The 13,405-nt window shown below is 49.5% G+C and carries 12 protein-coding genes; 9 read left to right on the top strand and 3 right to left on the bottom strand.

From position 1 onward, the window contains the following. Nucleotides 1-36 precede the first annotated feature (36 nt). Nucleotides 37-1,824 (bottom strand): apolipoprotein N-acyltransferase, encoded by a 1,788-nt coding sequence (gene lnt, locus IZU26_RS05425; protein ID WP_433277369.1) that lies wholly within the window; start codon nucleotides 1,822-1,824, stop codon nucleotides 37-39. A gap of 75 nt (nucleotides 1,825-1,899) precedes the next feature. Here lnt and IZU26_RS05420 point away from each other — a divergent pair, with 75 nt between their 5' ends. The 8 genes from IZU26_RS05420 to IZU26_RS05385 all read left to right on the top strand — a co-directional run bounded on the left by IZU26_RS05420 (nucleotide 1,900) and on the right by IZU26_RS05385 (nucleotide 8,802). Then, nucleotides 1,900-3,078, top strand: coding sequence for a galactokinase (locus tag IZU26_RS05420; RefSeq protein WP_310824685.1), 1,179 nt, complete (start codon nucleotides 1,900-1,902; stop codon nucleotides 3,076-3,078). A gap of 21 nt (nucleotides 3,079-3,099) precedes the next feature. Next, complete coding sequence (gene surE, locus IZU26_RS05415) at nucleotides 3,100-3,870, top strand: 5'/3'-nucleotidase SurE (protein WP_433277367.1); 771 nt, start codon at nucleotides 3,100-3,102, stop codon at nucleotides 3,868-3,870. 20 nt (nucleotides 3,871-3,890) lie between these two features. Beyond that, nucleotides 3,891-4,601, top strand: a complete 711-nt coding sequence (locus IZU26_RS05410; RefSeq protein ID WP_433277365.1) for a tetratricopeptide repeat protein — start codon at nucleotides 3,891-3,893, stop codon at nucleotides 4,599-4,601. Continuing rightward, a complete protein-coding gene (locus IZU26_RS05405) occupies nucleotides 4,598-6,739 on the top strand; it encodes a hypothetical protein (protein ID WP_433277363.1) in 2,142 nt (713 codons plus the stop codon). The genes IZU26_RS05410 and IZU26_RS05405 overlap by 4 nt, the downstream gene beginning before the upstream one ends. 79 nt (nucleotides 6,740-6,818) lie before the next feature. Further along, a complete protein-coding gene (locus IZU26_RS05400) occupies nucleotides 6,819-7,568 on the top strand; it encodes a class I SAM-dependent methyltransferase (RefSeq protein WP_433277361.1) in 750 nt (249 codons plus the stop codon). Nucleotides 7,569-7,699: 131 nt separating this feature from the next. After that, the gene (locus tag IZU26_RS05395; protein WP_433277360.1) at nucleotides 7,700-8,074 is read left to right on the top strand and encodes a VOC family protein; all 375 of its coding nucleotides are present in this window, start codon (nucleotides 7,700-7,702) and stop codon (nucleotides 8,072-8,074) included. A gap of 135 nt (nucleotides 8,075-8,209) precedes the next feature. Beyond that, complete coding sequence (locus tag IZU26_RS05390) at nucleotides 8,210-8,491, top strand: type II toxin-antitoxin system RelE/ParE family toxin (protein WP_253727152.1); 282 nt, start codon at nucleotides 8,210-8,212, stop codon at nucleotides 8,489-8,491. 11 nt (nucleotides 8,492-8,502) lie between these two features. After that, entirely contained in the window at nucleotides 8,503-8,802 is a 300-nt protein-coding gene (locus IZU26_RS05385; RefSeq protein ID WP_253727153.1) for a HigA family addiction module antitoxin, read from the top strand. Nucleotides 8,803-8,941: 139 nt separating this feature from the next. Here the strand turns inward: IZU26_RS05385 and dinB are convergent, their stop codons facing one another. Together dinB and IZU26_RS05375 are read right to left on the bottom strand one after the other, a co-directional pair. Continuing rightward, on the bottom strand, nucleotides 8,942-10,150 hold the full coding sequence (dinB, locus tag IZU26_RS05380) for a DNA polymerase IV (protein WP_433277358.1): 1,209 nt from the start codon (nucleotides 10,148-10,150) through the stop codon (nucleotides 8,942-8,944). Beyond that, entirely contained in the window at nucleotides 10,147-12,138 is a 1,992-nt protein-coding gene (locus IZU26_RS05375; protein WP_433277356.1) for a hypothetical protein, read from the bottom strand. Before IZU26_RS05375 ends, dinB begins: the two co-directional genes overlap by 4 nt. Nucleotides 12,139-12,236: 98 nt before the next feature. Here IZU26_RS05375 and IZU26_RS05370 point away from each other — a divergent pair, with 98 nt between their 5' ends. After that, nucleotides 12,237-13,403: a hypothetical protein gene (locus IZU26_RS05370; protein WP_021331495.1), complete on the top strand. Its 1,167-nt coding sequence runs from the start codon at nucleotides 12,237-12,239 to the stop codon at nucleotides 13,401-13,403. Nucleotides 13,404-13,405: the final 2 nt, after the last annotated feature.

Below are 13,405 nucleotides of genomic sequence, written 5' to 3'. Positions count from 1 at the left end.
TTTTCGCCTATATTCCTCGGAAAATATTCTTTGCTGTTAATGTGCTTCGTAGATAAAGTCGTCGCCGAAAACGAAGGCGAGCGAAAGGTAGAGGCAGTAGGCTATTATTAAAACGCCGAAGACGAAGGGGAGCCAATTTCCGAAAAGCGCATAAACCGTCGAGCTGTGTTTGTAAACGGGAATCGAAACGGCGAGCGCGTCTTTTTCGAAGAGCGGCATATCGGCGACGATTTTGCCTGCCGGATCGAGCACGACCGAATAACCTGCGTTCGTCGAGCGGACGAGAGTGGTGCGGTATTCGATCGCGCGGTAAGAGGCGATGACGAAGTGTTGATATTCGGCGGACTTCGTGTTCGACCACGAGTCGTCTGTTATGTTGATAAACACGTCGCTTCCGTATCTGTGAAGCGGACCGCACACGTCGGACGGAAAGGCATCTCCGAAGCAGACGGGCGATGCGATGCGGACGAGCGGCATCTCTTTTTCTACTGCATCATCTCCGGTATCTTTTGCGAGCGATACGATTTTCGACGCGCTCTTTGCGCGCTTTTCGTTCCATTCGCACGGAATATCGAAGAGCACGTATTGATCGCCCGCTTTCCATCCGGCCGAAATTCCGACGAGCTTATCCATCAGATTGACTGCCCATCCGTATTCTTCTCCGGGAAGCACTTCTGCAAAGGGGACGAGGTGAATCTTTTCGTAGGCGCCGCGAAAATTACCTTTCTCATCAAAAAGGAGAGAAGCGTTGCTCAATCTGCGCACTTCTCCGTCGGCGACGTAGGGACCGCCGATGATAAAGGGCACGTTCACCCTTTCGATAAACCGCAAAAGCGGCTCTTCGGGAGGATAGAGCGAATAATAGGCCTGTCCGCTCGGAAACGAATGACGCAAAACGCCTTCGCTCCAAACGACGAGGTGCACATTTTTTCCTTCCGCTTTCAATGCGTCGATTTTTTCTTCGCTGAGTTTTTCCGATGTCATGATCGACGCTTCGTCGGACGATTCGTTCCACGGATTGCTGTTTTGCTGCACTAAGACGGTGTTAAGCATTTTTTCGGGTATACGCGGTTTTGCGTATTGGAAAGCCCCGTATAAAAACGAAAGCGCAAAGAGCGTAATGCATACGCACGCCGTATGTTTGAGCGCCGAAAGAGAAGCGCGCGGTACGATAAGATGCGGCGTATGTTTGAGGAGCAAAAGACCTTCCGCACAGACTGCCGAGCACAGCGCAAACAAAAACGAAACGCCGTATGCGCCTGTGAGATCGGCGATCTGCATAAAAAGCCGCCACGGAAATGCGCTCGACGAAAGCGTGCCCCACGGATATGCGAGAAAGCCCGTTCCCGACGCTTTATACCATTCGTAGAGCGTGTATGTACACGAAAACCAAAATACGCGGAACGGAATGCAGTATGCCGCGCGTCCTGCCCCTTCGGCAAGGCGTTTTTGCAAACATGCCGCCTCCGTCTCTTCGAAAAGCTTTTTCCCCCCGCCGTACCGTGCATAGGGTACGTAAAGCATGCGCCCCAAAATACCACCGATGAGGCCGGTTCCCAGTGCCGATGCGCCGAGTGTAAAAATCGCAAAATCTTTAAAAAATGCAAGCCAAAAACTCGAAAACAGATGAACGGAAAACGTATGCAGGGCGCCGAGCCGAAACGCGCTCCGGTAGGAACGGCATTCGGCGATGGCTATGTAAAGAGGAATAAGCGAAACGAGGGTGATATAAGGACATCCGAGCAAAAAAAACTCGTTCGGAATGGCCAGAGATACGAGAATTGCCGAAAAAATCACGCGGAAAACTTGTAAAAAATTACTCATTAGTATACAATAGAAAATATTATAATATATAACGCCGCCGAGTACAAGCGGTGTTTTGAGGATTCGAACTGCCGTATGAAACAGGTGAGAGGTGCCCACAAACAAGAATATGAAGTTTTTCCGAAAGTAACGGCTGTTGCCCCCGGACGTTTTCATCTCATCGGCGAGCACTCATGGTTTTTCCGCGATAAAACGCTTTCCATGGCGGTAGACCTTCCGGTTTACATCGCTGTTTCAAAGCGTAACGATTCCGTACTGAAATTTTACTTTTCGCAGATGAACGAGAGAAAGCGGGCAAATCTTTCGTCGCTGAAATTCAGGCGCGAAGACCGCTGGGCGAATGCGATTAAAGCCGTTATTTCGGGATTCCTTTCGGGAGGATGTACGCTCGGCGGCATGAACATCACCGTATACAGCGATATCCTTCCGTCCGCGGGATTCGGCATTACGACGGCGATAAAGGCCGCAAGCGCGCTCGCGTTCCGCGAACTCTTTTCTCTCGACATGAGCGATGCGGAGATGCTGCAGGCGATCGAGCGCGGCAATAAATCGTTTTTGAAAACGGGCAACTATAACGCCGACAATTTTGCCGCCCTGTATTCGAAAGCGGGAAAGCTGCTCATCACCGACCACGCGCGTGCAGCTTACGATTATGTCGATTTTCCGTTCGACGACTCTCTCATCCTGCTCACCGATGCGAGGGTGCCGCGCATATCCGTGTGGGATGAAAATACGATTCACGAATCGGAAAACGCGCTTTTGCTCGGCGATCTCCGAGAACGAAAGAAAGGCGTATACGGCGGCTGGCAGTACGAAAACAATGTCACCGAAATAAACGAAACGCTTTCGGCGGTAAATGAAGATACGAGACGAAAGCTTTTGTGTATCATGCGCGAACACAACGATATCATCGATGCGCGGAGCGCTCTCGTGAAGAACGATTTCGGAAAATTTGCGCGCGCAGTCAACCACAGCCACGAAAGCATGCGCGACTTGTTCGAGATTTCGTGCCCGGAAATCGACTGGATATTAAAACGCGTCGGCGAACTCGAGCCCAATCTCGAACAGCTTCGAAACCCCGTTACGTGCGGACGCATTACGGGGAAAGGCTTCGGGCGCTGCCTCTATACGTTTATCAGAAAAGAAGACGAAGAAGCGTTTCAAACGAAGCTTTCCGAGTACGAAAGGATATTCGGCTTTCATCCGTCTTCGTACCGCGTGCTGCCCGCCGACGGCGCGCACATCGTAAAGTAAAGGCGAATATAGGACTTCACGGTGAAACTGCTTTTAACAAACGACGACGGATTTTCCGCCGACGGTATAAAAACGCTTGCACGGCACTTGTCCGATGCCGGTCATGAAGTGTGGATATTTGCGCCCGACAGAAACCGCTCGGCCGCTTCGAACCGCATTACGATGGATAAGCCGCTTCGAATAAAAGAACACGGACAGCGTGTCTATTCGTGCTCGGGTATGCCTGCCGACTGCGTCATCGTCGCGCTCAAAAGCGGCATCATCGGAAACGGCGTAGACGCCGTGCTTTCAGGGATCAACCGAGGTGCAAATATCGGAACGGATATTCTCTATTCGGGAACTGCGGCTGCAGCGAGGCAGGCGGTACTCTACGGAGTGCCAGGAATCGCCTTCAGCGTGCGCTCTTCGGACGGCCTGTGGCGTTACGATGCGATGGCGCGCTTTGCTTCTTCCAATCTTTCTTCTCTCATTTCGCTTACTCATACGGCAAACGAAGACGGCACTCCCGACGGTCTGTGCGTTTTTATAAACGTCAACGGTTTGTCTCTTGATCGCTATAGCGGCGCTTCCTTTGCCGATGAAATATCGTTTCGCGAATATAGGGATGCCGTTCACGTGCTCGCCGGCCCTGACGGCGACCGGTACAGCTTTTTTTGCGGAGGGGACATCGTTACGCACGGCGGAGATGCAAGCGACAATGCGGTATGCGAAAAAGGTTTTGTCGCCGTCTCGCGCATTTATGCCGAAGTGCGCGCTGCGAAAGGAGTGGACGGCATTTCGTTTTCGGTGTAAGATAATGCGGCGGTGGGGCTATGGCAAAAGAAGCAAAAAAATCATCCGAAACTCCAGATATATTGCGGCAGGGCATACTGCTGTATAAGCAAAAAAAATATGCGGACTCTCTCGCGTTTTTTCTCGCGCTTCCTCAGGATACGGGCATCGACGGCATAGAGCTCGCGTATTACATAGGGCTGTGCTACGCGAAGCTCGAACGCTACGACGACGCGCTTTTGTATTTGGAACAGGTGGTTACGTCGGGTACGGAACTCGAGCGCGTTTTGCAGTGCCGCTTTCTCCTCGCCGTCATCTACGCGCTTTCCGGCCGCAGGCGTCTTGCCGAATTCGAACTCAACAAATTGCTCGAAACGGGCTACCGCAACGCATCCGTCTATGCGGCTATCGCCTTTATCGCGTGGGAGCAAAACGACGTCAAAAAATGTCTCGAATATTACGAAAAATCGCTTGAAATCGATCCCGAAAATCTCACGTCGCTGAACGGCATGGGATACGTGCTCGCATGCGAAAATACCGATTTGACGCGAGCGCTGACCTACTGCAAAAAAGCGGTCGCATCCGAACCGAAATCGGCCGCATGTCTTGATTCGCTGGGGTGGGTATATTTCAAACTCGGCCTCATGGAAGAAGCTTCAAAATATCTTACGGAAGCGCTAAAGCTCGACGGTTCGAATGCCGTCATCAAAGAACACGTCACGCAGCTTGAGGCTTTTAAGGACGACCGATGAAAAATCTTTTTTCCCATGCACCGTATTCCGTTCATTCGGCAAAAAAATCGATACGTAAAAATGCTTTCCCTAGTGGGGCTTCTTTTCGCGCGGCACAGAGAGCGCTCCTTTTATTGCTGCTGTTCGCCGCTTCTCTTTTTGCGCAGGATACGGCAGGGCTTTCCGCTCCCGGGAGAATGCGCACGGCCGACGAAGGCTTTGCGGCCGAAGAGTTCCGGCGCGGCGTGCAGGCTTACTACCGAGGCGCGTTCAACGAAGCGATTTTGCAGTTCGAACGTTCCCTTTCATACAAAAGCGACGACAATTTGATACTCGACTGGCTCGGCAAAGCTTATTACCGAAGCGGCCTTGAAGGCGAAGCGCTCGCATCGTGGAAGAGAGCTTACGAAAACGGCTGGGGCGGCATCCTCATGCAAAACAGGATCGAAGTTGTCAGCGAGCGGCGCGTGACGGGCGATGCCTACGGAAAAGACGCGCGCTATACGGAAGCGGGAAGCTTTCCCGGCATGAACGGAGATGTCCTTGTGTTCAGCGAACCCGTTTCCTCTCTTCCGCTTGCCGACGGCACTCTGTGGGTCGTCGCTTACGGTTCCAACGAACTCTTGAAGATAAACGTCAACGGCACCGTCGTGCGCCGCGCCGAAGGACCGATCAACGGATTCGATCGGCCGCTCGACGTGATTGCGCTTCAAAGCGGCAATATGCTCGTCAGCGAAAGCGCGGGCGACAGGCTTTCGCTTTTGAACCCCGACGGAAAATTTATTAAATATATCGGCTCGAAGGGACGCGGCGTCGGTCAATGCGTCGGCCCGCAATATCTCGCCGAAGACGAAAACGGAAACATCTACGTGACCGACTACGGAAACAGCCGCGTCGACGTATTCGATAAAGACGGAAACGCGCTCTTTTATTTCGGAAAGGCGCAAAACGGCTTTGCCGGCTTTCAGGGACCTACCGGCATCGCAGCCGTTTCGGGCGGTATCTACGTCGCAGACAACGTGACCGGCGGCATCTATCAATTCGATACTGCAGGCAACTTCGTCCGCACGCTGGTGCGGGAAAAAACTTTCCGCTTTCCCGAATCGATGAAAGCGTGGAACGGCTTTCTCGTCGTCTGCGATTCGAACAAAGTGATTTCGGTCGACCTCGAAACGGGAGCGACATACGAAAGCGCGAAAACGGGAAACGCTCCGTCGCGCCTGACGAGCGCGGTGCCCGATGCGAACGGCAACGTCCTCGTCACCGATATGAAATCGAATGAAGTGTATGTGATGACGAAGATGCAGGAGCTTGTCGGCGGACTTTTCGTACAGATCGAACGCGTCAATGCCGATAAATTTCCGCTCGTCGTCGTCGAACTCTCCGTCGAAAACCGCCGCCGGGAAAGCGTCGTCGGTCTCGGCGAAGAAAACTTTTACTTGACGGAAGGGAAGCGTCCCGTCTTGCAGCAAAAACTTATCGGAGCCGCGTCGAACAATAAAATCGAAGATCTTACGATCATCATCGACAGGTCGAAGGAAAGCGCGGCTTACGGAGCGCAAATCCAAAACGCCGTGCGCGAGCTTTCATCTGCGATGAAAGGCGAGGGGACGCTCCGCATCGTCTGTGCAGGCGCCGTGCCCGCGACGGAATATAAAGGCTCTCCGCGCGCGGCCGAAAAATTCGGCATAAACGTTTTAAAAACGCCCGTGTCGGCCGAAGTGTCCCTCGACCTCGCCCTGCGCCTTGCCGCAAACGATCTCATAAACGCGGAAGCAAAACGCGCCGTCGTATTTTTAAGCGCGGGACGCGTGACGCAAAACGCCTTTAAAAAGTACGGACTTTCCGAACTTACCGCATATTTCAATAACAATTCGATCGCGTTTTCGCCCGTCCTCCTTACGCAGGGTGCCGTCGATCCCGAAATCGCTTACCTCGAAGAAAACACGAAAGGCAAATCCTATTACGTTTTCAGACAGGAAGGACTTGCCCCCGTCGTCGACGATTTGCGGAACCTTCCCGTCGGACGATATCAGCTTTCGTATATGTCTTCACTCAACACCGATATGGGGCGGGCGTTTTTGCCGATTGAAGCCGAAACCTATCTTATGAACCGGAGCGGCAGGGACGAGAGCGGATACTTCGCACCGCTGCAGTAAAAGCGTGCGGTCTTGCTTCAGATGTGGCAGGGATGCCGAATGCGGCAGAACGATGGAAAGTCTGTTTGGGAAGTAAACTATGAAGACTTATCAAGACGCAAATGCGGCGGTCATCGACCGATGGATTACCGAAGGCTGGGAATGGGGTAAGCCGGTTGACCACGAAACGTATTTACAGGCGCAAAACGGACAATGGTCTGTAGTGTTGACACCGACAAAACCGGTACCGCGCGAATGGTTCGGCGATTTAAAAGGCAAAAAGCTTTTGGGGCTCGCGTCGGGAGGCGGTCAGCAAATGCCGATTTTTACCGCCGCCGGAGCGGAATGCACAGTGCTTGACTATTCGGAAAAACAGCTTGAATCGGAACGCATTGTTGCCGAGCGCGAAAGCTATCGCATAAACATCGTGCGCGCGGATATGTCAAAACCGCTGCCCTTCGCCGATTCATCTTTCGATATTATTTTTCATCCCGTGAGCAACTGCTATATCGAAAAAGTCGAACCGGTATTTGCCGAATGTTTCCGCGTGCTTAAAAAAGGCGGCGTGTTACTGTGCGGACTTGATATCGGCATAAACTATATTGTCGATCAAAAAGAAGAAAAGATTATCAACGCGCTTCCGTTTAATCCGCTCGTTTACGAAGCGCACCGCAAACAGCTTGAAGAATCGGACTCGGGCTGGCAGTTTTCGCATTCGCTTACCGAACAAATCGGCGGACAGCTGCGCGCAGGCTTTACGCTCACCGATATATACGAAGACACGAACGGCGACGGCCGCCTGCACGAACTGCACATCCCGTCGTTCATTGCGACGCGTGCGATAAAATAATTTGCAATCGGTAATGGGTTATGAAGGAAAACTTAAAAAAGAACCGATTGATAAAAACGGATGCCGAATGGGTTAGAATGATGGAAGGCAAACTGGGTTAGATACGCGGGGCGCGTGGAAAGAAAATCAAAATGGCGAAGAACGAAAATATACAAAAAATATATGCCTGTTGGATTTATGTAAGCGATTTGAAAAAATCGATCCGCTTTTATCAAAATATCGGTTTTGAACTTAAGTTCATTGAAGAGGACGGTGCTTGGGCGGAATTCGATTTAGGAGAAACGTCGTTCGCCCTGCTGCAACGACCTGCGGAAAAAGGAAAAGTGCAGCCCGCAAAAACAAGAATTATGTTTGAAGCGGATCATATCGAAGAGATGCGGCAACAGTTGATTTCTCTCGGCGTAAAATTGATCGGAGATATCAGAGAAGAACCTTACGGCAAACTGCTGACCTTCGAAGACCCCGACGGGCATTGGTTGGAGTTTTTTGAAAATAAACGTGCTTAAAAAAAGCGTTTTGGGGCTGTACGATAAACAATCGTATGTGCGATTTTACCGAATGGCAACAAGAGTAAACCTAACAAAATACGGCAAGTTCTATATCTGGTTGACAGATATATCTGTGTTGTATATAATCTAAATATGATAAAGACATTCGGAGATTCCGAAACCGAAAAGATTTGGAATGGAAAGAAATCACTGAGGCTTCCTCCGGATATTCATAAAAGAGCATTTGTAAAACTGCTGATTATAAATTCAGCCGAATGTGAAGATGATTTGAAGATTCCACCGGGGAATAAATTCGAGCATCTGTTCGGTGATTTGAAAGATTATTGTTCGATACGAATAAATGACCAATGGAGAATACAGTTTAAGTTTCAAAACAATGAAGCTTATGAAGTAAAGGTTACGGATTATCACTAAGCGAGGTTTGTATGGATGATAAAATCGAATTGCCGAAAATCGGCGACATTATTGCAAAAGAATTCCTGGAGCCTCTTGGAATTACTCCGTACAGACTTGCAAAAGACTTGGGAGTTTCAACAAGTTCGATTTTGGATTTGGTTCACGGAAAAAGAAAAATCTCCGTAGAAATGGCTTTGCGCCTTTCAAAGTATTTCGGAACAAGTTCGAAATTCTGGCTCAATATGCAGAATGAGTTGGATTTGAGGGAAGCAAAAGAAAAATTGAAAAGCGATTTGGATAAAATCCCAAATTGCAAGAAGACCGCATGAGGTATAATGATAACGAGATGAATCATTAAAAACCGGAAGGATATAGTGTTCCTTCTATCAGCATGTATCTCATCTACAAAAATTAGTATCTTTTTCTTTTTCATTATGTTCAATCGTTTCGTGACATTCGCCCTTATAATTATTTTTGTCCTTTCAGCGTTTCCGCGCGTGCGTTTTTTTCTCCTGCGAGGAGGCGCGCTTTATGCACTTTGACGTCGGGGTGTTTTTTTGCCAAATCGAGGATCGCGTTTTCGACGGCTTCTTTTTTCTTTTCTCCGAAATCGAAGAGCTCTTCCTGGTGCGGCTCCGATGCGCCGCTTATGTGATCGGCTCCGATGCCGATGAGGCGTATACCGCGCCCCGATTCGTATTTTTTTTCAAACAGAGCGCACGCTCGCGTATAGAGGTCGTCGATCGACGTTATCTTTGACGTTGAAGTTTCGCGGGCGGAAACGGTTGTAAAATCTTCGTAGCGTATTTTTATAAAAACGGTTTTGCTCGTATAAGCTTCTCGCCGCATACGGAACATGACGGTGTGCGAGAGTTCCATGATTGCGGTTTTTATCGCGTATGTGTCGGTGAGGTCGTATGCGAAAGTTTTTTCGGAACTCAACGAATGGGAAGCGGCGTCTCTCATAAAAGTGTCGGGTTCTCTTCCGCGCACGACGTTGTATAAAAAATTGCCTGCGGCTTTTCCGAACAGTACGCAAAGCAGTTCTTCGCTTTTTTCCCGAAGATCGCGCGCGGTAAAGATGCCCGCTTGATTGATGCGCAAAAGCGTTTTGTGTCCGATGCCCCATATTTTTTTTAGCGGCAGCGAAAGCATAAAACGCTCTTCGTCTCCCGGTTTAACTTCAAAAAATCCGTCGGGCTTCGACATTTCGGACGCGAGCTTTGCGATGTATTTCGTGCTTGCAAGACCTACCGACACGGTGAGTCCCGTCGTATCGCGTACTTCTTTTTTTAAACGGCGCGCGGTTTGTTCGGGATCTCCGAAAAGAAGCTCGGTGCCCGTCAAATCGATAAAAGCTTCGTCGATGGAAATCTGATCGACGTCGGGAGAATATTCGCGGAATATATCCATGATTCGCGCGGAGACTTCGTGATAGCGCTCATGTCTTCCGTGCAGGTAGATGCCCGAAGGGCAGAGCCGGTACGCTTCGGCGACGGGCATAGCCGAATGGACGCCGTATACGCGCGCTTCGTAGGATGCAGTCGAAACGACAGCCCTCCGTTCGCCGGGCAGCCCTCCGACGATCACGGGTTTTCCGCGGAGAGCGGGGTTATCGAGCTGTTCGACGGAAGCAAAAAAGGCGTCGATATCGACGTGGAGAAAGCGCTTTGTCATGAAAAGCCGCCGCTTTTTTGAGAAGGAATGTCGAAAGTGTACGTGCTTTTGACGTACGTGTTTTTTTCGCCTGCTTCGTAGAGCGCACTCACTTTTACCGTCGTCGAAGCCGAAGTGTCGGCGGTATATACAAAGACGAGCGTTTCGGGCGGGTACGGCGGGATCGCAAAGGTATCGGTGTTCGTACCCGTGTCGGAAACATATTCGGAGTCGGAGTAGAGTACGGGATTTTTCGATTCGCCTTCAAGCGTGACGGAGCACAGGACGGCATTTTTTCCAATCTGCACGACGAGGCGGCGCGATGTGTCGCCGAAAAAAGTTCTGTCGCTTACGCTGCACGAAATGCGGTTTTCATCCGCCTCTCGTATATCGCTTCTAAATGTGAATCGTCTTTCGTCTCCGGTATCGAAGCGGTCGGAAATATAGGTGATCGCCGTAAAAATCAAAGTCGTGATTATTGCAATAGCCGTGAGGGATAGGACGGCATTGCGTATGCGCATACCGACAACGGTGAGTGATGTGTTTTGCCACCTTTCGTTCATGCGCGCTATGATGCGGAACCACTGTATTAAAAACGGAAGAAAGAGAAAGGCGAGGAGTACATTTATCGGAAACGGACTGTACGCGACGGTGCGGAATGCGTTTGCGCGGCCGAAATTAATTATTTGCACGACGTAGGGCAAAAAGGGTATCCCCATCAGAAAAAAAAGCGCGATAAGGGAACCGGTACGCTTGAACGGCCGCGACAAATACGTAACAACGTATTCCATCGTAAAGAGGAAAAAAAGCGATATGTCAACGGCGGCAAAGATAAAAATATTGACGACGGAAGCGAGCGTGAGAATATATGCGTAGGCTTGTTTTTTGAGTATGCCTTGCCGGCGTATTTGAAATAGGTAGAGAATAGTCACGATGATAAAGGCTGCGGCGACTTTTAGGATGAACTGCACGAGTGTACCGATGCCGAATACATTCGACAAAAAATGTGTAAGTATTTGACTTGCTTGAAACGAAAGAGAAGCGATAAGGGCGGTGAGCGGGATTATGTACCACAAGTGTACTACGTCGCGTCGTATGTTTTTTCTGTTTTTTTTATCTGCGATAAACGAAAATTCGCAAAGAATAAAAAGACTTACGAATGCGATACCCATAAAACACAGCACTATAAAGCGTTCTCCGAAATAGGCGATCGATGTGCCGGTCGGAATCAATAGATAGTGAGTGTCCCAGCTTTCCGTTTCTGCCGCCGTGTACGAAAATACAAACGACGTTAAAACCGCAGCGGCGCTCTCTCCGTCTGAAGGAATTGAAAACGCCGCGCACGGAATTTCGCGTGTAAGAAAAAAAGACGAGCGCTCATCGCTTTCGATGAGGGATAGACGGAAGAGCGAATTGAAGCCTCCTCCGCGAAGTGCATACGTTTCATTGTTTTCATCGCATGCACGGATGAGACGCAGCACGAGCCAATCCGGGGAAATCGTTCCGCCGCCGCCCGGTTCGATTGCCGCTTTTTCTCCCGTATTGAAATTAAAACACACGGCCGCATAATCGTCCGGCGTTTCGATGTTTTTTGCGAAGACGTCGGTGCCCCGTATCTGTGCCATGCTTCGATCGATTGGTTCGTCGCCGTAGGAAAAAAGCAGAATAATATCGCAGTCGTTTTTCAGTTCTTTTAAGCGGCGTAAAAATGATGTAAAAAAATCGCGGCGGTTGAGCGCATCTTCCATCGTAAATGCGAGAATGAGAGAAGTGCGCTCATTTGGAGCGGTGCTTTTTTCCGATGCGGGAATGCGGGCATAGACGTTGTACGGAAAATCGTTTTGACCGCCCGATACGAGCGGTGCGCTTTGCGCTTTGAAACCGAAAGACGAAAGAAACGAAGCCGTTTCGCGGCAGAGTTCGCGTCCGATCGGCATGCCTTCGGCTCCGAAAACAGCGGCAGCGAAAATACCGATAAAAAAACACAGTGCCAAGCGCTTCGTTTTCATGCCGTCAGTGTATTGTATAACGTGTTTACAATGCAAGTCCTATTGTATATAATAATTTAAATACATATTACACAAATGTTAGCGATTGGAAAAAGAGTATGAGTACGACTGAAAAGAAATTTATGTTCGGTTTGCCGCTGAAAATCATATTGACGGAGGACGGTGCTTCGTATTTTATAAGCCGCAAAAAAAAGCTTCTCCGTTTCAGGCTTGCCGACAATGCCGACGAATACGGCATCTTCTTTAATAAATTTTCTCCGCAGTCTGTCCAACGCATGATTTTGCTCGATTACATTTCAAAGATTGAAATATCGACGACCGAATTCGTTTCGGTGCGGCAGGAAGTGATGGATCTTTCGAAGATCATCGTCTATTCGCTGCTCTATAAACAATTCGATCGGGAAGTGTATTCGGCGCTGATTAAATGCGCGTGCGTGCGAAAATACAACCGCGCAAATCCCGCGCACCTCATCGATGAAGAGACGTCCATAAGCGACCGCCAGCTGAAATTGATGCTTTTGAATAAGGATGCGATTATCGCGCAGACGCGGAAACAGATTCTCGATCCGATTTGGCAGAGCATTGTCGATAACAAAGGATACTCTGCTGAAGAAAAAAACATCAACCTTTTGATGAGTGAAAAATTTTTAAATCGCTTAGGCCTCATGAATTGGTATATCATCACGTTGTTTTGCAAAAACGAGGGCTTTCCCGAAATCCTCCTTACGGTGCGCAACAAGCTCATCGCGTATATGGAAAAATCGCGGGTCGCCGAATATATTTCCGTGATGATTATGGAACTCGCGCTCAACAGCGAAAGCTTAAATATCCGCAAAGAAGCGCGCAATATGTATCAGGGCGTCGACAATATCGACTCGCTCATCCTCGATACCGTCATCCGAGAAAAAATTATTAAAGAACTGCAACGTAAGCGCGAACTCGTATTTTTATCGTGGAAACTCGGCGGCGGGGCTTCGTCGATCGGCAGGCAGGGCAGGCTGCAGATTACGCTGTACAATAAAGACGACGCGTTTCAGGAAATCAAAGAGACGATTGAAGCGAAAAAAACCGTGGATACGAGCAAAAAGACCCTCATCGATTTTTACCGCGAACTTCCCGAAGGACAGGAGGGCATCGACTTGGGGCTCTACTATCTGTCCTATCTCGACGACGCGTGTAAAAAAGTCGGCGTAAAATTCGAATCGCTCGTGAGCCAATTTACGGCAAGCGATTTGACCGTTATCAATTTGATATTCAATTTTTAGCT

Source organism: Treponema sp. SP13 (assembly GCF_050938355.1).
Classification (GTDB): domain Bacteria; phylum Spirochaetota; class Spirochaetia; order Treponematales; family Treponemataceae; genus Treponema_D; species Treponema_D socranskii.
Note: the sequence above shows the minus strand (reverse complement) of the source record. Positions and strands in the feature narration are given on the sequence as shown.